Annotated in this window: 20 protein-coding genes; 14 read left to right on the top strand and 6 right to left on the bottom strand. The window is 68.1% G+C overall.

What is annotated here, in order from left to right; all coding sequences use genetic code 11:
• Positions 1 to 321 precede the first annotated feature (321 nt).
• The 4 genes from CEK29_RS11785 (at position 322) to CEK29_RS11765 (ending at position 6,773) form a co-directional block, all read left to right on the top strand.
• A complete protein-coding gene (locus tag CEK29_RS11785) occupies positions 322 to 2,097 on the top strand; it encodes an MFS transporter (RefSeq protein ID WP_094858359.1) in 1,776 nt (591 codons plus the stop codon).
• Between the two features lie 585 nt (positions 2,098 to 2,682).
• Complete coding sequence (locus tag CEK29_RS11780; RefSeq protein WP_094858207.1) at positions 2,683 to 4,071, top strand: glutamate decarboxylase; 1,389 nt, start codon at positions 2,683 to 2,685, stop codon at positions 4,069 to 4,071.
• 152 nt (positions 4,072 to 4,223) lie between these two features.
• On the top strand, positions 4,224 to 5,912 hold the full coding sequence (locus tag CEK29_RS11775) for an aspartate:alanine exchanger family transporter (protein ID WP_255176141.1): 1,689 nt from the start codon (positions 4,224 to 4,226) through the stop codon (positions 5,910 to 5,912).
• Positions 5,913 to 6,305: 393 nt separating this feature from the next.
• Positions 6,306 to 6,773 carry a hypothetical protein gene (locus tag CEK29_RS11765; protein WP_094800127.1) on the top strand — a complete coding sequence of 156 codons (468 nt, stop codon included), beginning with the start codon at positions 6,306 to 6,308 and terminating at the stop codon, positions 6,771 to 6,773.
• Positions 6,774 to 6,852: 79 nt separating this feature from the next.
• Here the strand turns inward: CEK29_RS11765 and CEK29_RS11760 are convergent, their stop codons facing one another.
• Genes CEK29_RS11760 through CEK29_RS11745 form a run of 4 tightly spaced genes read right to left on the bottom strand, consistent with a single transcriptional unit; the run spans position 6,853 to position 12,960 of the window.
• The gene (locus CEK29_RS11760; RefSeq protein ID WP_094800128.1) at positions 6,853 to 8,001 is read right to left on the bottom strand and encodes a hybrid sensor histidine kinase/response regulator; all 1,149 of its coding nucleotides are present in this window, start codon (positions 7,999 to 8,001) and stop codon (positions 6,853 to 6,855) included.
• Positions 8,002 to 8,021: 20 nt separating this feature from the next.
• Positions 8,022 to 8,624: a chemotaxis protein CheB gene (locus tag CEK29_RS11755; protein WP_094800129.1), complete on the bottom strand. Its 603-nt coding sequence runs from the start codon at positions 8,622 to 8,624 to the stop codon at positions 8,022 to 8,024.
• Positions 8,624 to 9,463, bottom strand: a complete 840-nt coding sequence (locus CEK29_RS11750; RefSeq protein ID WP_094800130.1) for a CheR family methyltransferase — start codon at positions 9,461 to 9,463, stop codon at positions 8,624 to 8,626. The genes CEK29_RS11755 and CEK29_RS11750 overlap by 1 nt, the downstream gene beginning before the upstream one ends.
• 32 nt (positions 9,464 to 9,495) lie before the next feature.
• Positions 9,496 to 12,960, bottom strand: a complete 3,465-nt coding sequence (locus tag CEK29_RS11745) for a response regulator (protein WP_094858204.1) — start codon at positions 12,958 to 12,960, stop codon at positions 9,496 to 9,498.
• 449 nt (positions 12,961 to 13,409) lie between these two features.
• Between CEK29_RS11745 and CEK29_RS11740 the strand changes: the two genes are divergently transcribed.
• The 9 genes from CEK29_RS11740 to CEK29_RS11700 all read left to right on the top strand — a co-directional run bounded on the left by CEK29_RS11740 (position 13,410) and on the right by CEK29_RS11700 (position 22,915).
• Positions 13,410 to 14,144: a FadR/GntR family transcriptional regulator gene (locus CEK29_RS11740; protein WP_094800132.1), complete on the top strand. Its 735-nt coding sequence runs from the start codon at positions 13,410 to 13,412 to the stop codon at positions 14,142 to 14,144.
• 173 nt (positions 14,145 to 14,317) lie between these two features.
• A complete protein-coding gene (locus tag CEK29_RS11735; protein WP_094800133.1) occupies positions 14,318 to 15,304 on the top strand; it encodes a TRAP transporter substrate-binding protein in 987 nt (328 codons plus the stop codon).
• Positions 15,304 to 15,777, top strand: a complete 474-nt coding sequence (locus CEK29_RS11730) for a TRAP transporter small permease (RefSeq protein ID WP_094800134.1) — start codon at positions 15,304 to 15,306, stop codon at positions 15,775 to 15,777. Before CEK29_RS11735 ends, CEK29_RS11730 begins: the two co-directional genes overlap by 1 nt.
• 3 nt (positions 15,778 to 15,780) lie before the next feature.
• Positions 15,781 to 17,064: a TRAP transporter large permease gene (locus CEK29_RS11725; RefSeq protein ID WP_094858203.1), complete on the top strand. Its 1,284-nt coding sequence runs from the start codon at positions 15,781 to 15,783 to the stop codon at positions 17,062 to 17,064.
• Positions 17,061 to 17,981 carry an HpcH/HpaI aldolase/citrate lyase family protein gene (locus CEK29_RS11720; RefSeq protein WP_255176140.1) on the top strand — a complete coding sequence of 307 codons (921 nt, stop codon included), beginning with the start codon at positions 17,061 to 17,063 and terminating at the stop codon, positions 17,979 to 17,981. Before CEK29_RS11725 ends, CEK29_RS11720 begins: the two co-directional genes overlap by 4 nt.
• Entirely contained in the window at positions 17,978 to 19,684 is a 1,707-nt protein-coding gene (locus CEK29_RS11715; RefSeq protein WP_094858202.1) for a thiamine pyrophosphate-binding protein, read from the top strand. Before CEK29_RS11720 ends, CEK29_RS11715 begins: the two co-directional genes overlap by 4 nt.
• A gap of 173 nt (positions 19,685 to 19,857) precedes the next feature.
• Entirely contained in the window at positions 19,858 to 20,388 is a 531-nt protein-coding gene (locus CEK29_RS11710; protein ID WP_249279031.1) for a hypothetical protein, read from the top strand.
• 147 nt (positions 20,389 to 20,535) lie between these two features.
• Positions 20,536 to 21,441: an archaetidylserine decarboxylase gene (gene asd, locus CEK29_RS11705; RefSeq protein ID WP_094858201.1), complete on the top strand. Its 906-nt coding sequence runs from the start codon at positions 20,536 to 20,538 to the stop codon at positions 21,439 to 21,441.
• 139 nt (positions 21,442 to 21,580) lie between these two features.
• A complete protein-coding gene (locus CEK29_RS11700; RefSeq protein ID WP_094858200.1) occupies positions 21,581 to 22,915 on the top strand; it encodes an alpha-hydroxy acid oxidase in 1,335 nt (444 codons plus the stop codon).
• A gap of 16 nt (positions 22,916 to 22,931) precedes the next feature.
• On the opposite strand, the gene CEK29_RS11695 is transcribed toward CEK29_RS11700, so the two are convergent.
• Positions 22,932 to 23,684 (bottom strand): MetQ/NlpA family ABC transporter substrate-binding protein, encoded by a 753-nt coding sequence (locus CEK29_RS11695; protein ID WP_249279046.1) that lies wholly within the window; start codon positions 23,682 to 23,684, stop codon positions 22,932 to 22,934.
• Between the two features lie 152 nt (positions 23,685 to 23,836).
• The gene (locus CEK29_RS11690; protein ID WP_094858199.1) at positions 23,837 to 24,403 is read right to left on the bottom strand and encodes a GNAT family N-acetyltransferase; all 567 of its coding nucleotides are present in this window, start codon (positions 24,401 to 24,403) and stop codon (positions 23,837 to 23,839) included.
• Positions 24,404 to 24,563: 160 nt separating this feature from the next.
• Between CEK29_RS11690 and CEK29_RS11685 the strand changes: the two genes are divergently transcribed.
• Positions 24,564 to 24,941 (top strand): DUF423 domain-containing protein, encoded by a 378-nt coding sequence (locus CEK29_RS11685; RefSeq protein ID WP_094800141.1) that lies wholly within the window; start codon positions 24,564 to 24,566, stop codon positions 24,939 to 24,941.
• The last annotated feature ends 69 nt before the right edge of the window (positions 24,942 to 25,010 follow it).

Genomic DNA, 25,010 nt, shown 5'->3' with positions numbered 1-25,010 from the left:
GAAGGCCCTAAAATGCACCACTTTGGTGCATTTCGGCGTGAATCGACCCGCGTCAGGCCCGTCGGTTGAAAGCTTGGCGGCCCGGCCACCGTCGGCTTGACAGGCCGGCCCGCTCGGACCAAGGTAGGGTCTCCCCCAATCCCCGCCCCTGCCGCCATGCTGCAAGCGCCTGTCGCCCCGCCCGTCCCTCCCGTCTCGAGCGCGTCGTCCGCGCCCGATCCCCAGGCCGGCACCGCGGCGCGAGCGCCCGGCGGCGCCCAGGAAGCGGCCGCCGCCGCCCAGGCCGGCGGCGCGGGCCCGGGCGGCGTTCCTCCCACCGACATGCCCCCTGGCAGCACGTCGTCGGGCGGTTCCGACCCGGGCGGCGTGATGGGGCCATTCCAGTTCGCCGCGTTCCGGATGATCTGGATCGCCAATCTGTTCGCCAACTTCGGCGTCTGGGCCCAATCGGTGGCGGCCGCCTGGGTGATCACCGACGCCCCCGATACCAGCGCCGTGCTGGTGGCGATGATTCAGGTCGCGGCCGCCGTGCCGCTGGTCGTGCTCTCGATCGTGACGGGCGTGCTGGCCGACAACTACGACCGGCGCCGCATCATGCTGCTCGGCATGAGCGTGGAACTGGTGATCGGTCTGTCCATCACCGTGCTGGCCTTCCTCGGCCGTCTCGAGCCCGTGACGCTGATCGTGGCCACCTTCATCGTCTCCATTGGTGGCGCGGTCGTCACGCCGGCCTGGCAGGCGGCCGTGGGCGAGCAGGTGCCCAAGTCGTTCGTCGGACGCGCCGTCCTGCTCAACAGCGTCAACTACAACGTGGCCCGCGCCCTGGGCCCGGCCCTCGGCGGCGTGATGCTGGGCACCTTGGGCGCCCCCTGGGTGTTTCTGTTCAACTGCATCTGCTACGCGGCGCTGATCTGGGCGATCTGGCGCTGGCGCCGTGAGCTGCCGCGCCGCTCGCTGCCGCCCGAACGCATCGTCGAGGGCGTGGTCGCCGCGCTGCGTTTCACCGAGTTCTCCACGGTGACGCGCCTGGTCATGATGCGGGCCTTCATGTTCGGGATCTCGGCCAGCGCGCTATGGGCGTTGCTGCCCCTGCTGGCGCATGCGCACCCCGACGGCAGCGCATCGCTGTATGGCTACATGCTGGGCGCCCTGGGCGTGGGCGCCATCGGCGGCAGCGTGCTCATCGGACGGGTGCAACGCCGCGTCGGCGTGTCGCGGCTGGTGAGCGGCGCGGCCGCGCTGTTCGCGCTGTGTCTGATGCTGATGGGCCTGACCGACAACCTGGCCCTGGTGTTTCCGGCCCTGCTGGCGAGCGGCAGCTGCTGGATCGCGGTGCTGGCCACCTACAACACGACCGTGCAGCTGCTGGTGCCCGATTGGGTCAAGGCGCGCGCCCTGGCCCTCTATCAGACCGCCATCTTCGGCGGCCTGGCGCTGGGCTCGTTTGCCTGGGGCCACTTCGCCGGCACGATGGGGGTGCAGGGCGCCATGGGGGCCGCCGGCATCGCCCTGCTGGTGACCGTGCTGCTGCTGTATCGCTCGCGTCTGCCCGACCAGGCCGACGCGCGCACCCTGACCACTCTGCCCTCGACGCGCCCCGACGCCCCCGCCGACTTCGACCCGCATCACGGCGCGGTGCTGCTCACCATCGAGTATCAGGTCGAGCCCGGACGCGTGCCGGGCTTCGTCGCCGCGGCACGTTCGCTGCGGCTGATGCGGCTGCGCAATGGCGCCGACCAATGGCAGCTGTTTCGCGACCTCGAACAAGCCGGCGTCTGGCGCGAGGTGTTCGTGATCGGCTCGTGGATCCAGTATCTGCGCATGAACGACCGCATGACCCTGGCCGACCGCATGGTGCTCGATGCGGCGCAGGCTTTCCATGCCGGGCCGCAGCCTCCGCGCGTGACCCATGGGGTGAGCTATCTGGCCCTGGCGGCCATGCCGCAGGCCGGCCTGCGCGCCACGCCGATCCCGGTGGATGCGGAAGGCGGCTCGATACCGACACACACCGGCAGCCCGCTGACCGACTCGCCGCCGCCGGGGCCGGAGACCCCGGACGACGGCACGCCGGCCCAGCCCCGACCCGCGGGCGTCTGACGCCGGCGGGCTGCCCCCGCCTCGAGGCTGGCTACCGCGCAAGGCCGGAGGCCGTGCCGCGCGGCGCGCGGCTAGTGGCGCACGGCTAGTGGCGCACGGCTAGTGGCGCGCTCTCACTTACTCGCGCCGGGCGCTCACGGCAATCGCACTTTTGCGATGAAGTATTGCCGATTTATCGAACATCATGCATGATCGGCATTCGTTGGCCCGCGTCTTTTCCGCCGTGCCCACGCCCGCAAGACGACGCGTCTCCCGCGTCCAGATGTTCAGGTTTGGTCGGTTTGTCCGCCCCCGCGATACGGGTTTCGGATTGCATAAATCCTTCGGTTTTTATGTGAGCACCAAGATGGCCTGCATTCTGTTGCGCTTTGCCCCCCTGCCCGTTTGTGCCGCTCGCCGCGTTCGCCGCGGCCGCCCTCGCACGTCCGTCGCACCCGTTCGCTGACCGCGTTTTCCCGCCGGCGCCCTCCTCGCGGGCGCCGGTCCGTGTGCGCGCGGCCACCGCGGCCGCGCATCCGTTCGTGGATCCCGCGCCACCGGCGCGCGCGTCCGCCGTTGCAAGCATGCCCTTTCGGAGAAGCAAGCATGAGCCAGCCGCACGATGTTCAGCTCCAGACGCCCTACGACCAGTTCAATATCCACGTGCCGGAGAACGAGTTCCCGCGCAATGGCATCAGCGCGCGGGCCGCGCAGGCCCTGGTGCTGAGCGACGAGTGGACCGACACCAATCCGATGCTCAACATGTCGTCGTTCGTCACCACCTTCGCCGAGCCCGAGGCGCAGGCGGTGGCGCACAAGAACATGTTCAAGAACTACATCGACCACGACATGTACCCGCAGCTCTTCGCCATGGAGCAGCGCATGGTGCGCTGGCTGCACGAGCTCTGGAACGGCCCGAAAAGCGTGGAACCCTACGGCACGGCCACCGTGGGCTCGTCGGAGGCGTGCATGCTGGCGGGCCTCGCGCACAAATGGAACTGGCGTCAGGCGCGCGAGAAGGCGGGCAAGGACGCGACCCGCCCCAATATGGTGACGGGCGGCAACGTGCAGATCGTCTGGAAGAAGTTCCTGCGGTACTTCGACGTCGAGCCGCGCATCGTGCCGCTCAAGCCCGGCCAATACACGCTCACCGCCGAGCAGCTCGACGAATACGTGGACGAGAACACGATCGCGGTGGTGGCCATCGCGGGCCAGACCTTCACCGGCGAGGACGACGACATCCAGGGCATCCACGACTGGCTCGACGCCTACGAAGCCCGTACCGGGATTTCGATTCCGATGCACATCGATGGCGCCTCGGGCGGCTTCGTGAACCCCTTCCTGTACCCCGACTACAAGTGGGATTTCCGCCTGCCGCGCGTGATGTCGATCAACGCGTCGGGCCATAAATATGGACTGACGCCGCCGGGGCTGGGCTGGGTGGTGTTCCGCGAGCGCAAGATCTTCAACGAGGATCTGGTGTTCTACGTGAACTACCTCGGGGGCGAGATGCCCACGGCCACGCTCAACTTCAGCCGCAATTCATTCCAGGTGGCGGTGCAGTACTACCAGTTCCTGCGGCTGGGCTTCGATGGGTTCCGGCGCGTGATGCAGCGCACGCTGGACAACGCGGTGGCGCTGCGGCAAAAGCTGGTGGACAGCGGCTACTTCACCATCATGAACGACACGCAGCGCATCCCGGTGGTGGCGGTGACGCTGCACGACAAGTACAAGAATTTCAACGAGTTCGACGTGTCGGCCAAGGTGCGCGAAAAAGGCTGGGTGATCTCGGCCTACAGCATGCCGCCCGACGCCGAGGAGGTGCGCAGCCTGCGCGTGGTACTGCGTCCGCACATCAACTACAACGTGTCGATGCTGCTGGCCAACGACATCATCAAGGCCTGCCAGTACCTCGAGCAACACGGGGGCTCGGCCACGCCGCCCGAGCTGCACGGGCACCACGACGAACTCAAGACCAGCCCGGCCAAGTGCTGAGTCCGTACGACGTGGCACCCGCGTGCCGCGATCGATGAGCAAGCGGGCGCGCCGGCATGCGCGCGCCCGCTTGCGCATCGCCGGTTCCGCGTGGCGGCCTTCAGGCGAACGCCGCTCGACCCTCGACGCAAGGAGTTTTCATGACAGGGTTCATGCAATTCCTGGGGAACAACCCCTACATCCTGCTCTTCTTCACGATCGGCCTGTCGGTCTGGGTCGGCAAGTTTTCTTTCAAGGGCTATGGCCTCGGCTCGGTGGCCGCGGCCATCATCGTGGGCTGCCTGCTGGCCACCGTCGGCTCCACGTACGGCGTGAAGTTTCACCTCGATGACTTCGCCAAGTCGCTGCTCTACTACCTCTTCATGTATGGCGTGGGTCTGCGCGTGGGACCGTCGTTTCTCAATGCCCTCAACAAGGATTCGATCAACTACGTGATCCTGGCCGTGATCGCCCCGGTGCTGGGCCTGGGCATCGTCGTCTGGGGCGCGGGCTTCTTCGGTCTGCCGCAGGGCGCGGCCGGCGGCATGCTGGCCGGGTCGCAGACCATGTCGGCGGCGATCGGGTCCGCCGAACAGGCCATCACGTCCGGCGCGCTGGCGCTGCAGCAGGGCATGACGCGCGAGCAGGTCGACGCGATGATCGCCCTCTCCTACGGCATCACCTACATCTGGGGCACGGTCGGCATCATTCTGCTGTGCAAATACCTGCCGCGCATCTGGGGCGTGGACGCCCGCAAGGCCGCCATCGAGTTCGAGAAATCGCATGGCGTGCCCAACGTCGACGATGCCGGCCTGACGGCCTTTCACCCCTTCGACGTGCGCGCCTACCGCGTCACCAACCCGGAGACGGCGGGCAAGACGATCAAGGCGTTCCGCGCACGCTTTCCGGAATACCAAGTGATCAACGTGGAGCGCGGCGAGGCCCTGCTGGGCGCCGACGAAACGCTCGTGCTGCAGACGGGCGACATCATCGCGCTGGGCGGCCGGCTCGAGTCGATGACGGCGAATATGGGCGTGGTCGGCCCCGAAGTGCCGGAGGCGCGCGCGCTCAACATCCCGCTCGACCAGGCCGAAATCCTGGTCATGAACAAGGCGGTGATCGACGTGCCGCTGAAGAACTTCCGCAACGGACCGCTGGCCGGCCAGATCCAGCTGCAGCGCATCGAGCGCGGCGGCGTGCCGTTGCCGATCGGCCTGGAGACCACGCTGCACAAGCGCGACGTGCTGTTCGTCAATGGCCTCAAGCCCGCGGTGGACAAGGCGGGTTCGATGTTCGGCGTGATCGCGCGGCACAGCACGGCCACCGACCTGCTCACGCTGTCGGCCGGCATGATCCTGGGCTTCCTGATCGGCCTGATCGAGTTCCCCGCCTTCGGCGCGATGGTGGGCCTGGGCAACGCGGGCGGTCTGCTGCTCTCGGGCATCATCGTGTCGTCGCTGTCCTCGCGGCTGCGCTTCTTCGGCAACACGCCGAACGCGGCCCGCAACATCCTCGAAGACCTCGGGCTGATCGGCTTCGTGGCCATCGTGGGCATCAACGCCGGCGCCGAGCTGCTCACCCAGCTGACCGGCATGATCGCGCTGAAGATCTTCGTGGTGGGCTTCCTGGCGTCGACCATTCCGCCCATCATCGTGTGGGCCATCGGCTTTCACATCATGAAGATCAACCCGGCCCTGCTGATGGGCGCCACGGCCGGCGCGCGCAGCCATTCGGGCCCGGCGCGCGAGGCCGCCAAGGAAGTGGGCTCGAGCGTGCCGTGGTTGAGCTTCCCGGTCGGCTATGCCGTCTCGGGCGTGCTGCTGACCGTGTTCGGCTACTTCGCCATGATGCTGTCGCACTGAGCGGCCGGCCGGGGCGGCGCGCGACGTGCCACCCCGGCCCGCGGCACGATCGAGCCGGCAACCCCCGGCGCGATCCGCGCCAGGGCACTGTCGTACCACCGCGCCAGCGCCCGCCCCCCCCCTGCGCCGACCACGATCCGCGCTGCTTCCGCCCCCCTCCCTGCGCCGATCACGATCCTCGCCGCTTCTGCCATTTCCCGTCCGTCGCCGCGACCCGCTAAGATCAGGCTGTGTTACCGTGCGGACCGGCACACCGGCGCAACGGCGCACCGGCGCACCGGCGCAACGGCGCATCGGCGCGACGCGCGACGACGCAGCGTGCCACCGATCGAACCCCCCGATCACCGCTTCCGAACACCCGCCGCCCACGCGGCATCTCTAAGCAGGCCCGGCATGGAACTGAAACTGCCCTATCCGCCCACTCCCGAACACGCCCCCGATCTCGCGGGCGTGGTCGTCAACGTGGTCCGGAATATCGAAGGCGTGACCCTGGATTTCACGCCGGCCTCGCTGCGCGTGATCGACGGCCTGATCCAGGATTTTCATGCGAGCGGCAATAGCGCCGCGGCCGTGCGCAATACGGTGTTTTTGTTCGGCTGTTATGCCGGCGAAGTGATCGTGCGCCATCTGCATGCGCGCTGGGCCCACGCGTCCACCTCGCCGCTGGGCAAGGGCGAGGCCAGCGGCGGCGTGCCGCTGGTGCTGCAGATGCCGGGCGGCACCTGGATCAGCCCCATCGCGAAGGCCTACAGCCAGCTCGCCAATGGCGCCGAAGACAATCTCTCGTTCTTCTACCACGTGCTCGCCGCCGAGAGCGGCCAGGCCGAGCCGCTGCGCGCCCGCCGCATTCGTCCGTCCTGAACCTGGCGAGGGGCGGTCCAACGGGCCGTCCCTTTCTGCCAAGGCGCCTTGCCTGCGACCCCGCGTCGGCGGCGGTTCTTTAAAGCACCGCCTTGCGCGTGCCCGGCGCCACCTCGCGCGGCAGCTCCACGCGGAACGACGTGATGCCGTCGCGCGAGCCCGCTTCGATGCAGCCCCCGTGCGTGATCACGATCTGCTGCGCGATGAACAGACCCAATCCCAGACCCTGATGCTCGCCCGGGCGGCGCTCGCCGCCGCGGAACGGGTTGAACAGGTGTGGCAGCAGGTCGGGCGGGATGGTGCCGCCGTTGCTGACCGTCACCGTGACCCGGTCGATCGCGCCGCCATCGATCTGCACCCGTACAGGCACGGCCGGATCGCCGTGATGGATCGCGTTGCCCACCAGATTCGCCAGCACCTGGCACATGCGCTCGCCGTCCCAGGTACCGAGCGGATTGCCGTCGAGGTGCATTTCGATGAGCCGGTCCGGATGCCCGGTCTGGACTTCATCGAGGGTGCGCTGCACCAGCGTCTGCATGCTCAGGCGCGTGGGGGTGACCGTCAGGCCACCGGTCTGGCGGATGCGGGTCACGTCCAGCAGGTCCTCGATCATGCGCGCCATGCGTTCGCTGCTCTGAAGCATGCGTCCGGCGATGCTGCTCACGCGCGCCGCGTCGATCTGGCGCTGCAGCAGCGTCGCCGCGATCGTGATGGACTGCAGCGGCGTGCGCAGGTCGTGACTCAGCACGGCCATGAACATTTCATTGACCCGCAGCGCCTCGGTGCGCTCCTGCAGTTGCTGCGCCAGGGCGCGCTTGCGCTCGTGCAGCTCGAAAAACACGTTCGCCTTGGTGCTCAACATGTACGGATCGATGGGCTTGTACAGAAAGTCCACCGCGCCGGTCTCGTAACCGCGGAACTGCCAGTTGTGCTCGCGCGAACCCGCCGTCATGAAAATGAGCGGGATATGACGGGTGCGCTCGCTGCCGCGGATCAGCTCGGCCAGCTCGAAGCCGTTCATCTCGGGCATCTGCACATCGAGCAGCGCCAGCGCCACATCACCGTGGTTGAGCAGCAGCTCGAGCGCTTCGGATCCCGACTGCGCCTTCAGCACCTGCACCCGGTCGTTCTCGAGCAGGGCCTGCAGCGCGACCAGGTTTTCCGGGACGTCGTCGACCAGCAGGCACTTGATGCGGTCGTCGGTGGTCGTGTCGGGCGAAGAGATCATGGTTCCGGTTAAGCGTGGGTTCACAGCAAACGCTGCGCATGGCGTTGCGCGAGCAGCGTGGCGATGTCGGGGGGAGGCAGCACATGGTGCGCACGCAGGCGGGCCAGCGCGGCGTCGGGCATGGCGGGCATCGAAGCGCTCGCCGGGGTCTGCACCACGGTGAGACCGCCCGCCGCGTCGATGGCGGCCAGACCGCGGGCGCCGTCTTCATTGGCGCCGGACAACAGAATGCCGATCAGGCGGTCGCCATAGCATTCGGCCGCGGTCTCGAACAGCACGTCGATCGAGGGGCGCGAAAAGTGCACCGGCGGATCGATGGACAGCGACAGGCGCGGGCCGGCGTCGACCAGCAGGTGGTAATCGGGCGCGGCGAAATACACATGCCCCGGCTCGATCGGCATCTGGTCCTCGGCCTCGACGGCGGGCAAGGCGCAGCGCTGGCCAAAGATCTCGACCAGCAGGCTGCGCCGGTGGCGCGGCAGATGCAGCACCACCAGCACGGCGGCCCGCAGCCCCGCCGGCAGCGCCGGCAGGATATCCATCAACGCGTCGATGGCCCCCGAGGAGCCGCCCATCACGATGGCGTCGTGGGCGTTGGCGGCGGGCGTGTCGGTACGCGGCATCAACGGCCCGCCTTCTTGCGGTAGATGCGGTCTTCGAGCACGAAATCGTCGAAGGCGTTGGCCTGGCCCGAGAAGCGCAACGACTCCTTCGCACCCAGGCCCAGAAAGCCGCGATGGCACAGGGCATCGTGAAACAGGCCCAGCGCGCGGTCCTGGAGGTCGCGCTCGAAATAGATCAGCACGTTGCGGCACGAGATCAGATGCATCTCGGCGAACACGCTGTCGGTGGCGAGGCTGTGATCCGAGAACACCATGTGTTCGCGCAGGCCCTTGTCGAACATCACGCGGCCGTAGCGGGCCGTGTAGTAATCCGACAGGGAGCTGCGTCCGCCGGCGCGGGCATGGTTTTCGGTGAATGCGGCCGCCCGATCCAGGTCGAACACGCCCTGCTCCGCCGCGCGCAAGGCATGCGGGTTGATGTCGGTGGCATAGATCAGCGTGCGATCCAGCAGCCCTTCCTCGTGCAGCAGGATGGCGAGCGAGTACACCTCTTCGCCTGCGCTGCAGCCCGCCACCCAGACCTTGATCGAGGGATAGGTGCGCAGGATCGGGATCACCTCCTGGCGCAACGACAGGAAGTAGCTCGGATCGCGAAACATGTCGCTGACCTGCACCGTGAGGTACTGAAGCAGCGCGGTGAACACCGAGGGCTCGTGCAGCACTCTATCCTGCAGCTGCGACAAGGTCTTGCATCCGAACTGACTGAGGGCGGTATGCAGGCGCCGCTTGAGCGAGGCCTGCGCATACCCCCGGAAATCGTAGTGGTACCGATGAAAAATGGCATCGATCAGCAAGCGCTGCTCGATGTCGGCGGTACGGATCTTGGCGGGCTGGGACATGGTGTGCTTCAACGGCTATGCAGGCTCGGGACCTATTTGGGCATCCACACGCGGACCAGCGACAGCAGTTTTTCCACGTCGAGCGGCTTCGCAATGTAGTCGTTCGCGCCGGCCGCCAGGCACTTCTCCTGGTCGTCTTTCATGGCCTTGGCCGTCAGTGCGATGATCGGCAGGCGGCGCCACTCGGGCCGGTTGCGGATCTCGCGCATGGCGGTGTAGCCGTCCATCTCGGGCATCATGATGTCCATCAGCACCAGGTCCACGGCGGGATGACCGGCCGTGCCGGCGCGCGCCAGCGCCTCGAGCGCCTCGCGGCCGTTGCGGGCGATCTCGACCTGCATGCCGGTCGGCTCGAGAATGCTCGACAGGGCGAACACGTTGCGCACGTCGTCCTCCACGATCAGGACCGTGCGGCCCTCCAGCGCCGTGTCGCGGCTGCGGGCGAGCTCCAGCATCTGGCGCTGCTCGAGCGGCAGCTCGGCTTCCACCTGATGCAGGAACAGCGTCACTTCGTCGAGCAGGCGTTCGGGCGAGCGCGCGTCCTTGATGATGATGGAACGCGAGAAACGACGCAGTTCCTGCTCTTCGTCGCGCGAGAGCGCGCGGCCGGTATAGACGATCACCGGCGGGAACGACACGCCCTCCTGCTCCGTCATCTGCTGCAACAGCTCATAGCCGCTGATATCGGGCAGGTTCAGGTCCATCACCACGCAGTCGAAGGTCGCGCCGCGCAGCAGCTCCAGCGCGGCGGCGGCCGTATCGGCGCACACGATCTCGACATCATTGCGGGCCAGCAACTCGCGCACGCTTTCGCGCTGGCGGTCGTCGTCCTCGACGATCAGGACGCGGCGCAGATCCTGCGTGAACTTGGCCTCGAGGCGCTGCAGCGCCAGCACCAGCTCATCGCGCTTGACCGGCTTGAGCGCGTAGCCGACCGCGCCGCGGCCCATGGCCTCCTGCGTGTAGTCGGCCACCGAGACCACATGCACCGGGATATGGCGCGTGTAAGGATTGCGCTTGAGCTGATCGAGCACGCCCAGACCCGAGAAATCGGGCAGGTTGATGTCGAGCACGATCGCGTTCGGACGGTACTTCTCGGCGTAAGCCAGGCCCTCGGCCGCGGTATGCGCCAGATGGCAATGAAAATCCATTTCCTCGGCCAGATCGGCCAGGATGCCGGCGAAGCGCTTGTCGTCCTCGATCACCAGAATGCGGCGGCCACCGGGCGGCGGCGCGGCAGGTGCCTGCGCGGCCTCGCCCTGAGCCGGCGGCGCGGCGGGGGCCGGCGCGGGCGCCAGGGTCCGCGGGGCGTCGGAGACGGGCGGCGCCGACGGACGCGCGGCGCGGAAGTCCGCGCTCGACGTCGTCCCGGGCCGGACATCCGCGCCCCCTTCGATGCTCACCGGCAGCACCAGCGTGAACACGCTGCCCTGCCCCGGCGCGCTCGAGACCGAAATGCTGCCGCCCAGCAGGGCAGCCAGATCGCGCGAAATCGACAGACCCAGCCCGGTGCCGCCGTACTTGCGGTGCGTGCTGCCGTCGGCCTGACGGAAGGCTTCGAAAATCAGTTGTTGCTGGTCTTGGGCGATGCCGATGCCGGTGTCCTGCACGGCGAACGACAGCATGCCTTGCGGCGTGCGCGTCACGCGCAGATGGATCGAGCCCTGCTCGGTGAACTTCAGCGCGTTCGACAGCAGGTTCTTGATCACCTGCCCCAGACGGCCGGCGTCGGTATCCATGCGCGCGGGCACGCCCGGATCGATCTCCAGCGTCAGGGCCACGCCCTTTTCTTCGGCGATCGGGCGCAGCGGATCGATGAGCCGCTGCATGGCCTGCTCGATCACCACCGGCTCCACCGACACCGTGGCCTGGCCGGATTCGATCTTGGCCAGATCCAGGATGTCATTGATGAGCGTGAGCAGGTCGGTGCCCGCGGCGTGGATCGTCTGCGCGTATTTCACCTGCTCCGGACTCAGGTTGCCGGTGCGGTTATCGCCCAGCAGCTTGGCCAGAATCAGGGTGGAATTCAGCGGCGTGCGCAGCTCATGGCTCATATTGGCCAGGAACTCGCTCTTGTAATGGCTGGCCTGCTCCAGCTCGCGTGCCTTGTCGGTCAGGGCGCTCTGGGCCCGCAGCAACTGCTCGCGCTGGTGCTCGAGCTGCTGCGTCTGCTCTTCGAGGTTGGCGTTGGTCTGCTCGAGCTCGGTCTGCTGCAGTTCCATGCGCGCCTGCGACTCCTGCAGGATGCGGCTTTGCTGCTCCAGCTCTTCGTTGCTGACCCGCAGTTCCTCCTGCTGGGTCTGCAGCTCTTCGGACTGGCGCTGGGTCTCTTCGAGCAGCGCTTCCAGGCGGCTGCGGTCGATGCCGGCGCGGATCGCCACGGCCAGCGACTCGGATGCGCCCTGCAGCAGCTCGCGCTCGGCCTCGCCCACCTGGTGGTTGAAGCCCAGCTCGATCACGGCGTAGACCCGGCCATTCTGCATCGCGGGCGCCAGAATGAGCTCGGCCGGATTGGAGCTGCCCGTGGCCGACGACACCGGCAGGTGTCCCGCCGGCACATTGCGCACGTGCAGCAGCTTGCGCGAGCTCACGGCCTGGCCTGCCAGGCCTTCGCCCGGCTGCACCTTGTTCTCGAGCCGCTCGCGCGCCAGGCCGTAGCCGCCGAACAGCTGCAACTCGCCGCCCACGCGCTCGACCACGTAGCCCGCGCCCACGTCCGCCTTGACGTAGTCGGCCAGGAATTCCAGCGTTCGTTGGCCGATCTCCTCCAGCCGGTGGTCGCCCTGCAGCTTCAGGCTCAGGCCCGACAGGCCCGCCTGCACCCATTGCTGGCGCGACTTGGCACGGTGCTCGCGGATGGTCATGCCGGCGGACGCCAGGATCAGCACCAGCAGCACCAGCGAACCGCCCCAGGAGTAGTACGCGGACAGGGTCGCGGCGTCGGACCAGATCTCGCGGCGCTCTTCGATGTTGCGCATCATCCGGGTGTACAGGTCGGCCACCTGGTCGCGCAGGCGATCCATGGCCTCCTTGCCCGCATCGGTGCGCACGACCGCCATCGCGCCCTCGACGTCGCCCGCGCGGCGCATATCGATCGTGCTCTGCAGCTCGACCAGCTTCTGGCGCGTGATGCCCTCGATGTCGTTGACGATGCGCCGTTCCTCGGAATTGTGCGAGGCGGCTTCTTTCACCACCGCGAGGCGTTGCTCGATCAGGCTGAGCGAGCGCAGATACGGCTGGAGATAGCTGATGTCGCCCGTCAGGAGGTAGCCGCGCTGACCCAGCTCGGCGTCTTTCATGGCCGAATTGAACAGGCTGAGCTGGCGCAGCGCCTCGGTACTCTTGTCCATCGCTTCGACGGCCTGCACGCGGGTTTCCGCGGAGCGCACATTCACGAAGGCGATGACGAGGGTGGCGAGCGCGGCGGTGATGAAGCCGAGTAGCAGACTACGGGGAAACGCATAGCTACTGGCAGAGCGCGAGGCGGATTGGGGCATGCGTCAGGATTCCCGGCGGAGGCACGCGGAGGGCGCACCAGCGTTGGCGTGATTCGTTGAAAGGTAGGAATGACCTCTCTGCCTATAGTAAGAATACGTGAGAGAGGCCCATGGACTATACCGGTTTTGTTGCATATCGCGCGCAGAGATCACCGTTTGTTCCGTTCTATGGCGACAAATTGTCATGTTTGGAGGCGTTTGACCGCCGTGCCGGCCGCTCTCGCGGCGCTGCCACGGACCACTTACCCGCGACGGCGGCGCCCTCAGCAAGTCTCGTGCCCGGACTCACAAGCTGTCACACGACCGCGCCGACGCCCTAGTGGTTTTCCCTTGAAAGCGCCTTGGTCGGCGCTCAGCCCATTCCGAGGCAGCCGGCCGTCCGGTATATTTCGGTCAGTGGCCTGACCACTGAGCCACCAGAACACCAGACAGTTTTTACAGGACCTCGCATGGCCGCTTTCCAGGCAGTCGCCTCCACCCGTCTGTACCGCATGATCGCGGACCAGATTGCCGGGCGCATCCGTGCCGGCGACTTTCCGGCCGGCGGACGCCTGCCGGCCGAGCGGGAGCTGGCCGAACAGCTTCAGGTGAGCCGTGCCTCCGTGCGCGAGGCCCTGATCGCCCTGGAAATCGAAGGCTATGTCGAGGTGCGCGTGGGCACCGGCGTGTTCGTCTGCGCGCCGCGCGACGATGGCCAATACGGCGCACCCGCCCTGCCCGCCGCGCCGGCGGGTGGCGCCGAAGCCACCGACATCGGCCCCTTCGATCTGCTCGAGACGCGCCTGCTGATGGAGCCCGAGTGCGCCGCGCTGGCCGCCCAGAAGGCCTCGCCCGCGCAGATCGGCGCGATCCGCGCCGCGCACGAAGCGATGTCGCTCACCGATGGCCCGGCCGAACACGACCGCGCCTTCCACAGCGCCATTGCCAACGGCTGCGGCAACGCGGCGCTGGCGGCCGCGATCTCGCACATCTGGCAGCTGTCCTCGACCAGCCCGGTGTTTCACCGCCTGGAAGAGCACTTCGTCACGACCAACGTCTGGGTCGAAGCTCAAAAGGAACACGAACGCATTCTCGCGGCCATTACCGACCGCGACCCGATCCGCGCGCGCCATGCGATGCACGACCACCTGGTCGGCATCATGGCGCGCCTGCGCGAAGACTTCGGCAGCGGTGGCATCCGATGAGCTCCTGATGCCGCGCTGACCCGGCTGCGCGCCGGCCTTTCCCGATTCCAATGCCCTTCAGGCTGGCGCCGCGCGCGCCCGGCCGGGGCCCGTTCATGCCGCGGTTCCGGCGTGCCGTGACACCGACGGACTCGGTGCAAGACAGGCACGAACAGTTGCCCAAGGGGAAAACAATGCAGCTCAACCGTACGCTCACCCGCCTGCTCGCCGCCGCGGGCTTCACGCTCGCGCTGGCGCCCGCCGCCCACGCGCTCGACATCAAGCTGGGCCACGTGCTCGCGCCCAGCCACAGCTGGAACAAGGCCGCCGAAGGCTTCGCGGCGGAGGTCAAGGAAAAGACCGCCGGCCGCGTGAACTTCATCCTGTTCCCGAGCGGCCAGCTCGGCAACGAGAAGACCATGCTCGAAGGCCTGCAGATCGGCAGCCAGGGCGCCGCCATCATCGGCTCGGGCTCGCTGCAACCGCTCGAGCCCAAGTTCGGCGTGGTCGAACTGCCCTACACCTGGACCTCGTCGGCACAGGCCTACAAGGCCTACGACGGCGAACTGGGCCAGGCGCTCGCCAAGCTGGCCGAGAAGAAGAATCTGATGGTCATCTCGTGGTGGGAGAACGGCTTTCGCCACGTGACCAACAATCGCGGCCCGGTCAACAAGCCGGCCGACCTCGCCGGCCTGAAGACCCGCGTCACGCCCGACAAGATGCGCCTGGACACCTTCACGGCGCTGGGCGCGAACCCCGCGCCGCTGGCCTTCGGCGAGCTGTACTCCGCGCTCCAGCAGAAGGTGTTCGATGCCCAGGAAAATCCCCTGTCCATCATCTACACCTCGTCGTTCTTCGAAGTGCAGAAGTACCTGTCGCTCACCGGCCATGTCTGGGGTCCGGCCAACCTGATCATCTCCAAGCCGGTCTGGAACAAGCTGTCCGCCGAGGACCGCAAGGTGGTGCAGGCGGCCGCCGACAAGTGGCGCGATGAACAGCGCAAGATGATCACCGACGGCGACCAGCAGTTCGTCGAGCAGCTCAAGGCCAAGGGCATGCAGGTCAACGAGGTCGACAAGGCCGCCTTCGCCGCCGCCGTCGCGCCCGTCTGGAAGACCTACGAGCCCGTGTACGGCGCCGAGCTGATGAACCTCGTTCAGAAGTACCGCGAGGCCAAGTGATGCTCAGCCGCGTGTCCGCCATTCTGTCGGGCATCAGCAAGGCCTTCGCCGCCCTGGCGGTGGCCTTGCTGGCGATCCTGATCACCTACGTGGTTTTTGCCCGTTTCGTCACGCACACCACGCCGCACTGGGCCGAGGAACTGCCGCGGCTCGTGCTGGTGTGGTCCGCCTTCATCGGCGGCGTCGTCTGCAGCTTCGAGCGCTCGCACCTGATGGCAGGCCTGCTGCCGTTCTTCGTGCGCAACGCCCGCGTGCTCGCCTTCGTCGAACGCGCCAACCACGTCCTCATCATCATCGGCCTGCTCGCCCTGGGTTACGCCGGCTGGCAACTCGCCGAGCTCACCATGGACCAGACCCTGCCCGCGCTCGACGTGTCGGCCGGCACCGTCTACCTGGCCCTGCCGTTCGCCTGCGTCATCACGGCCATCGTGCACGTGGCCCAACTGTTCGAGCCGAGCGCCGCAAAGGATTAATCGATGTCTTCGGGTGCCCTCTTCCTGATGGGCGTGTTCACGATCACGGTGTTGATCGACATGCCCATCGCCTTCGGTCTGGTGCTGTCCTGCCTGGCCTACCTGGCGATCTACGACGCCGCGCCCATGATGGTCGCGGCGCAGCAGTACGTGGTGGGTCTGGACAGCTTCACGCTGCTGGCCATTCCTCTGTTCATCCTCGCCGCGCAGCTCATGAACGGCGCCGGCCTGACCCAGCGCATCGTGCGCCTGTGCGCCGCCATCGTCGGCGACATCAAGGGCGGCCTGGCGGTGGTGGCCGTGCTGGCCTGCCTGATGTTCGGCGCGCTGTCGGGCTCCGGGGTGGCCGACGTGGTCGCCATCGGCAGCCTGCTGCTTCCGGCCATGGCGCGCGCCGGCTACGACAAGGGCTTTTCGTGCGCCCTGGTCGGCAGTGCCGGCGCCACCTCCACCATCATCCCGCCCAGCATCGTCCTGATCGTGTACGGCACGATCACCGACACCTCGGTGGGCAAGCTGTTTCTGGCCGGGATCATCCCGGGCATTCTGCTGGGCGCCGCGCTCATCGCCGTGGCTATCTGGCAGTCGCGCAAGCATGGCTGGTCGGGCGGACAACCCTTCTCCTGGGCAGAGCTGCGCGCCGCCGCGATCGATGCACTGCCCGCGCTGATGGTGCCGGTGCTCATCATCGGCGGCATCCGCTTCGGCATCTTCACCGCCACCGAGGCGGCCTCGAGCGCCATCGTCTACGCCCTGCTGATCGGCTTCTTCTGGTACCGCACGCTCAGCCTGCGCGCGATCTGGGACAGCCTCAAGTCGACCGGCGAAGGCAGCGCCTCCATCCTGCTGATCATCGGCGCGTCCGGCCTCTTCGCCTGGGTGCTGGTGGCCGAACAGGTGCCGCAGGCTCTGTCCAGCCTGCTGGTCAACTGGACCGACAGCAAGACGGCCGTGCTGCTGGTGCTCACGGTGGTGTTGCTGCTCCTCGGCACCTTCATGGAAGCGATCCCGGTGATCATCATCGTGGCGCCCGTGGTGATGCCCGTGCTCGCGCACTACAACATCGACCCGGTGCACTTCGGCATCCTGCTGTCGATCAACATGGCGATCGGGGCCAATACGCCGCCCGTGGGGGTGGACTTGATGGCCGCGTGCAAGATCGGCGGCATCAACATGATGCAGACCCTGCGTCCGCTCAGCTGGATGATGCTGGCCATGACCGCGGTCATGCTGCTGCTCACGTTCGTGCCCGAACTGGTGCTGTTCCTACCGAGGCACGTCCAATGAGCGCCCGCCGTCCCCCCGCGCTGCGCCGCAGCTGGATGTTCGTGCCCGGGCTGAACGCCGAAGCCCAACGCGCCGCCCTCGCCGCGGGCCCCGATGCCCTGGTGGCCGATCTCGAGGAATTCACCGCGCCCGCCGACCGGCCCGCGGCGCGCGAGCGCATCGTGGCGCTGTTCGACGAATGCCGCGCTCAGGGCGTGGTGGCTGCCACGCGCATCAACAAACTCGAAGACTGCGGCCTCGAAGACCTGGCCGGCGTGATGCCCGGCGCCCCGGACGCGGTGTTCCTGCCGCACGCCGAGAGCGCCGAGCAGATCGCCGCGCTGGACCGCGCCATCACGGCGCACGAAACCGCGCTCGGCCTGCCCCTGGGCAGCACCGAGATCGTGCCCACGCTGGAATCGGCGCTGGGCGTGGTGCGCGCGCTCGCCATCCTGAGCGCCAGCCCCCGGGTCTCGTCCTGCCTGCTGGCCGCCGAAGACCTGAGCGCGAACCTCGGCGCCGAGCGCGCGCCCGACGGCATCGAGCTGCACGCGCTGCGCGCCCGCTTCCTGGTGGACTGCGTGGCCGCCGATTGCGTGGCGATCGACTGCCCGTTCAACTTCCGCGATAGCGCCGCCCTCGAAGCAGACCTGCGCTGGGCCCGGCGCCTGGGCCTGAAATCGAAGTGCGCCACCTTCGCCGGCCAGATCGAAACCATCCACGCCGTGTTCACACCCGCTCCCGACGAGGTGGCGCGGGCCACCGCGACGGTGGCGGGCTACGAGGCCGAACGGCGCGGCGAGGCGCCCGCCGCCGGCGCCGCCCCCATCGACCCGCCCGTGTACAACACCGCGCGGCGCCTGCTGGCGCGCCACGCGGCATTCGAACAATGGACGGCGCAAGCGCCCGTCCGCACCCTCAAGGGAGACGCCGCATGACCGCCACTCCGACTCCGGCCGAACGCAACGGCGGCCAGATCCTCATGCAGCAGCTGCGCATTCACGGCGCGCGCCGCATCTTCATGATCCCCGGCGAAAGCTACCTGCCCTGCATCGATGCGCTCAACGAGCACGTGGGCGCCATCGAGCCCATCGTGTGCCGCCAGGAAAGCGGCGCCGCGTACATGGCCGAGGCCTATGGCAAGCTGACCGGCGAGCCGGGCATCTGTTTCGTCACGCGTGGCCCCGGCGCCACCAACGCCAGCATCGGCGTGCACACGGCGTTTCAGGACTCGACGCCCATGATTCTGTTCGTGGGTCAGGTCGGCAACGACTTCATCGAGCGCGAGGCATTCCAGGAAATCGACTACCGCCGCATGTTCGGCCAGATGGCCAAGTGGGTGGCGCAGATCGACCGCACGGACCGGATCCCCGAGTTCATCGCGCGCGCCTACGCGGTCGCCACCAGCGGCCGCCCGGGCCCGGTGGTGCTGGCGCTGCCCGAGGACACCCTGTGGGGCCGCGCCACCGTGGCCGACCTGCCGCGCTACCAGCGCACGCACAGCCACCCGGGCGCGACCGACCTGGCGCGCATGGTGCAGCTGCTCGACCAGGCCGAGCGGCCCTTCCTGCTCGTGGGCGGCAGCGGCTGGACGTCCAACGCCATCGACCAGATCGCCGGCTTCGCCAAGCGCTTCGAACTGCCGGTGGGGACCGCCTGGCGCCGTCTGGAGTGCTTCGACCAGCGTCATCCGAACGCGGCCGGCCACGTGGGCTGGGCCATGACGCCGGCGCTGCGCGACCGCATCCGCGACGCCGATCTGGTGCTGGCGGTGGGCACCCGGATGGGCGAAGCCACGACCGAGGGCTACACCCTGATCGAAAGCCCGCGGCCGCGCCAGCGCCTGATTCATGTGTATCCCGACGCCAATGAACTGGGCCGCGTGTTCGCCCCGACCCAGGGCATCGTGGCCGACGTGGCGAGCTTCGCGGCGGCCGCGGCACAGCTCAAGCCCGGTCACGCGGTACCGCGCGGCGAGGCCGTGATCCAGGCGCGGCGCGAATACGAGGAAAGCCTGCGGCCGCTGCCCTCGCCCGGGCCGCTGTGCCTGGACGAGGCCGCGTCGTATGTGGATGCGCATCTGCCGCAGGATGCCTGCATTACGGTGGGCGCGGGCAATTACGCGCTGTACCCGCATCGCTACCGGCGGTTCGCGGGCCTGGGCACCAGTCTCGCGCCCACGGTCGGTTCGATGGGCTACGGCCTGCCCGCCGCGATCTCGGCCAAGCTCGAGCACCCCGATCGTGCCGCAGTCTGCTACGCCGGCGACGGCTGCTTCCAGATGAATCTGCAGGAGCTCGGCGTGGCACTGCAGTACCGGCTCGGCATCGTGGTGCTGGTGTTCAACAACGGCATGTGGGGCACGATCCGCGCGCACCAGGAACGCGAGTTCCCGGCCCGCACGATCGCGCTCACCTTCCAGAACCCCGACTTCACGCAGCTGATCAAGAGCTACGGCGGTCATGGCGAGGCGGTCGAGCGGACGGCGGACTTCGGTCCGGCCTTCGAGCGCGCGCTCGCCTTCGCGCAGCGCGAAAACCTCCCCGCGCTGCTCGAAATCCGCTACGACGCGGATGGCATCGCCCCCGGTCAGACCCTGTCGGCGATCCGGGCCGACGCGCTGGCCCGACTCGGCACCTGACGCCGGACTGAAGGCAGCAGACCGCCGCGCTGTCATATACGCGCCGAAGCCGGGAAATAAGACACGAATCTCGTCTTTTTCCCGGTTTTTGCCATTTCATTACCAAGTATTTCAAAGCGCGCCGCGACACGGTAGAATGCGTGCGTCCTACGAATCGCACGACCCATCCAGGCATGTCGCAAACTCCGTCTTCCTACCCCACGATTTACCTTTACACCGAAGAACAGCGGGGTAACCAGCTCGTCGAATCCGAAGTGATCGGCATGTTTTCCGACATCTCGGGCGCGGACAAGCTCATCGTGGTCAAGGATCCCGCCAGCGGGATCAAGTTCGTGTATCGCGTCGAACACGACGTCACCAATCTGGATGCCGCCGCCATCACGGACCTGGATGCCGCGAAATTCAACGGCAAGAACAGCACGCTGATCAACGGCATGAACTACAAGCTCGGCACCGCCGAGTCCGCGTTCAAGCTGTTGCGCGGCAAAACGACCTGGATTCAGGACAAGGGCGCCGTGCTGTCGGTGCTGCTGCAAAACGCCGCCGCCCGCAGCGCGCGTTTCAGCGTGATCCGCATTCAGCGCGATCGCATCACCAAGGTGCCCGCGGGCACCGCGGTCGAGACCCTGGCGCAAGCGCGCGCAGCCGCCCTGGCACGCGCCGCGGCCGGCGCCGACGACGCCGCGCCGCCTCCCGCGCTCTGACCTGCCGCCCCGTCTCGCACACGCGCTTACATCAGACGTAGGGCCGGGGCGCGATAAGCAGTTACACTCCCGCGTTGCGACCCATCCGAGGGCGCGCCGCCGCGCACGGTTATCGTGTGCTCAACGCGCCCCGCCTGCCGGCCACCTATGACATTAAAAGAACGACTCTTCCTCGCCAGCCAATACGCGGCGCCCCACCATCTCGTGTCGCGCGCCATGGGCCGCTTCGCCGATTGCCGGGCGCCCGAGGTCAAAAACTGGATGATTTCGCGCTTCGTGAAGCGCTACCAGGTCGACATGCGCGAGGCATTGGTCGAGGATCCGCTGGCCTACGGGTCGTTCAACGAGTTTTTCACCCGCGCGCTCAAGCCCGATGCGCGCCCGCTCGATCAGGCGCACGGCGCGGTGCTGTCGCCGGCCGATGGCGCCATCAGCCAGTTGGGCCCGATCGAGCACGGCCGGATTTTCCAGGCCAAAGGCCACAGCTACGGCCTGAATGAATTGCTGGGCGGCGACGCCGCGCGCGCCGAGCCCTTCATGGGCGGCGACTTCGCCACCATCTACCTCTCGCCGCGCGACTATCACCGCGTTCACATGCCGGTCGCCGGCACGTTGCGCGAGATGGTGCATGTGCCCGGGCGGCTGTTTTCGGTCAACCCGCTGACCGCCGGCCACGTGCCCGCGCTGTTCGCCCGCAACGAACGCGTGGTCTGCATTTTCGACACCGAGCATGGTCCGATGGCGCTGGTCCTGGTCGGCGCCATGATCGTGGCCTCGGTCGAAACCGTCTGGGCCGGTCTGGTGACGCCGCACAAGCGTCAGGTGCGCACCACGCGCTACGACGAGTCGGCGCGTGGTCCCATTCATCTCGCCAAAGGCGCCGAAATGGGCCGCTTCCTGCTGGGATCCACGGTCATCGTGCTGTTTGGCCGCGATCGCATCCGCTGGCTCGACACGCCGTCGGTGCGTGGTCCGATCCGGATGGGCGAGACGCTCGCGCAACCGGCCGATCAGGTGCCCTCGCACGGCCTCGACACCCTGCCGGCGCTCTAAGCGCACCGGCACATAGCGAAGATAAGCGAATAAACGTCTTCTGTTTTATTCGCTATCAGGCGTAACTACCCCGCGGTAGATTTGAATTGGCGGGCCACCTCGAGCGGCCCGCCTCGAACCTATTGCGCGGAGTTGCCCTATGTCCACCCTGCCCCCGTCCGCGGTCCTGTCCGCGGTCTCCGTCACCGCCGGCGCGCCGGCTGCCTCCGGCCGAACGCATGACGACGTCGCGCGGGCGAACCCCGGCCCTGGCGCCGCACCGGCGCAGCGCGGCGCCGTGCCGCAGGCCGCCCCGGTCGCCACACCGCTGCCGCGCGCGCTGCGCGGCATTCTGAGCCTGGACGACTTCGAGGCCGCCGCGCGCCGCCGCCTGCCGCGGCCGATCTTCGGCTACGTTGCCGGCGCCGCCGAGAACAACCAGAGCCGCGACGACAACCGCGCGGCCTTCGCCGAACACGGCTTCGCGCCCCGCGTGCTGGTGGACGTGTCGGCGCGGGACACCTCGGTCGAGCTGTTCGGCCGGCGCTACGCGGCGCCCTTCGGTCTGGCGCCGATGGGCATCAGCGCGCTGTCCGCGTATCGCGGCGACATCGCGCTGGCCCGTGCCGCGCACGCGGCCGGCGTGGTCGCCATCATGAGCGGATCGTCGCTCATCCCGCTCGAAGACGTGCACTCGGCGGCGCCCGGCACCTGGTTCCAGGCCTACCTGCCCGGCGACCCCGCACGCATCGATGCGCTCGTCGAACGGGTGGCCCGCGCCGGCTACGAGACGCTGGTCCTGACCGTGGACATTCCGGTGTCCGCCAACCGCGAAAACAACGTTCGTACCGGCTTCTCGACCCCGTTGCGGCCGAGCCTGCGGCTGGCCTGGGACGGGCTCACGCATCCGCGCTGGCTGGCGGGCACCTTCCTGCGCACGCTGGTCCGCCACGGCATGCCGCATTTCGAGAATTCGTTCGCCACCCGTGGCGCGCCCATTCTGTCGGCCAACGTGCTGCGTGACTTCAGCGCCCGCGATCACCTCAACTGGGCCCACGTGGCCCGCATCCGCGCCGCCTGGAAGGGCCAGCTGGTGATCAAGGGCATCATGAATCCCGCCGACGCGGCCGTCGCGCGCCGCCACGGCGTGGACGGCGTCATCGTGTCGAACCACGGCGGGCGCCAGCTGGACGGCACGGTGTCGCCGCTGCGCGTGCTGCCCGATGTGGCGCACGAGGCGGGCGACATGGTCGTGATGATGGACAGCGGCATCCGCCGCGGCAGCGACGTGCTCAAGGCACTGGCGCTGGGCGCGCGCTACGTGTTCGTGGGCCGGCCGATGAACTACGCCGCCGCCGTGGGCGGCGAGGCGGGTGTGGCGCACGGCATCCGGCTGCTGCGCGACGAGGTCGATCGCAACATGGCCATGCTGGGCGTGCTGTCGTGCGAAGAGGTCAACCGCCGCCTGCTGCGGGCGATGGGCCCGGCGCGCTGACGCCGGGCCGGCGCGATCACCAGGGGAAGTCGATCAGCTCGCCGTACAGGCGGCGCAGCGTGCTCTTGACCTCGGGCGACTGCTGGTAGATCTCGATGAAGCGCAGCAGACGCGGGTCTTGCGCCTTCTGGGGCGTGGTGACCCAGCGAATCGCGTAGCGGCGCACCGCCTCGGGATCTTTGTTGTCGAACGCCAGACCGTCTTTCTCGTCGATGCCGGCGTGTTTGGCGAAGGTCGTGTACGTGACCGACGCCGTCACGTCGTCGAAGGTGCGCGCCGACTGCGAGCCTTCGATCTGCACCAGCTTGATCTTGCGCGGATTGTCGGTGATGTCGTCGAGGCGGGCCTGATGACCCACGCCGGGCTTCAGACCGATCAGGCCGATGCGCTGCAGCAGCAGCAAGGCGCGGCCGGTGTTGACCGGATCGTTCGGCACCGCGATGGTGGCGCCCTGCGGAATCTCGTCGCCCTTCTTCAGCTTCTTGCTGAACAGGCCGATCGTGGTCGAGTAGCCGTAGGCGATCGGGGTGAGCGAGGTGCCGCGACGCTGGTTGAACAAGGCCAGAAACGGCTCGTGCTGGAAGAAGTTGGCGTCGATGGAGCCATCGGCCACCGCGATGTTCGGCAGCACCCAGTCGTTGAACTCGACCAGCTTGACCGCCAGGCCCTCTTTGCGCGCCTGCGCGATCGCGATCTCGGTGGCCTCGTTGGCCACGCTCGGGATCACGCCGATGGTGAGCGGCTTCGCGGCGCCCGGGTCGGCGGCCATCGCGGGCGGGGCGGCCACGGCGGCCAGGACCAGCGCCGCGGCGCTGCGCAAAAACTGACGGCGATACGAAAAGGACATGACGAATCCACGAACATGCGCCCCGGCGGATGCGGGGCAATCCCGCATTGTGCCCGAGCCGGGCGGGCGCGCCCTCATTCCCGTGCGGCGGGCAAGGACAAGTCGCGTTCGCGCATCCGGTACAGCACATGCGGGGCGAGCGCATCGTCCGCGGGCAGTTGCGGGTGGAGGAAGTCGCCCGTCACGTCGCGCCGCATTCCGATACGCCGCATCACGGCCTGTGAGCGCAGATTGCCACGCGCGGTGAACGACACGATCTCGTCCAGCCCCGCCTCCTGAAAGCCATAGGCCAGCGCGGCACGCGCGCCCTCGCTGGCGAACCCATGCCCCCAGAACGGCTGCGCGAGCCGCCAGCCGATCTCCACGCAGGGCGTGAACGCGGCGCAAAAGCGCGGCCGGGCCAGGCCGACGAAGCCGATGAACGGCGACCCGCCGCGCACCTCGACCGCCCAGAGACCGTAGCCCTGCTCGTCCATCGCGGCACGGATCCGCGCGGCCAGCGCATCGCTGGCCGCGCGATCGAGCACGTTCGGAAAGTGCGCCATCACGCGCGGGTCGGCATTGAGCTCGGCGAAGGCCGGCAGATCGGCGTCGCGCCAGGGTCGCAGCAGCAGGCGCGGCGTGGTGAGCGTGGGAGGCATGAGGACGAACGATTCCGGCGCGAGGCGAACCCGGTCGAATGCCGGGTCCGAGGCGCGGATCGTAGAGCAACTGGCCCGAATTCGCCAGCGTGACTCAGGGCAAACCCGCACAGGCGAGCTATCATAGGCGCTCCTCAATCCCGCCCGCTCCGGAGCCACCATGACCGACCGCCACCTGATCATCCTCGCCGCCATCAACATGATCGTGGCCGTGGGCGCAGGGGCCTTCGGCGCGCACGGGCTCAAGCGCATGATCACGCCCGACATGCTGGCGGTCTGGCAGACCGGCGTGCTCTACCACCTCATCCACGCGCTCGGCCTGTTCGTCATCGCGTTTCTCGGCACCCGCTTCGCCTCGCCGCAGCTCACCGCGGCCGGCTGGTTGATGTTCATCGGCATCATTCTGTTCTCCGGCAGCCTCTACGCCCTCACGCTGACCGGCACCCGGATTCTCGGCGTGATCACGCCGCTCGGCGGCACGGCGTTCCTGGCCGCGTGGGCGCTCGTGGCCTGGGCCGCCTGGCGCGGCCCGGCCTGACGCGGCCCGGCCTGCGGGGCGCGGCCTGCGGGGCGCGGCCTGCGCGGCGCGGCCTGCGCGGCGCGGCAA

This window comes from Bordetella genomosp. 5 (assembly GCF_002261475.1).
Lineage (GTDB): Bacteria > Pseudomonadota > Gammaproteobacteria > Burkholderiales > Burkholderiaceae_B > Bordetella.
This window is presented reverse-complemented; position numbering and strand designations above follow the sequence as displayed.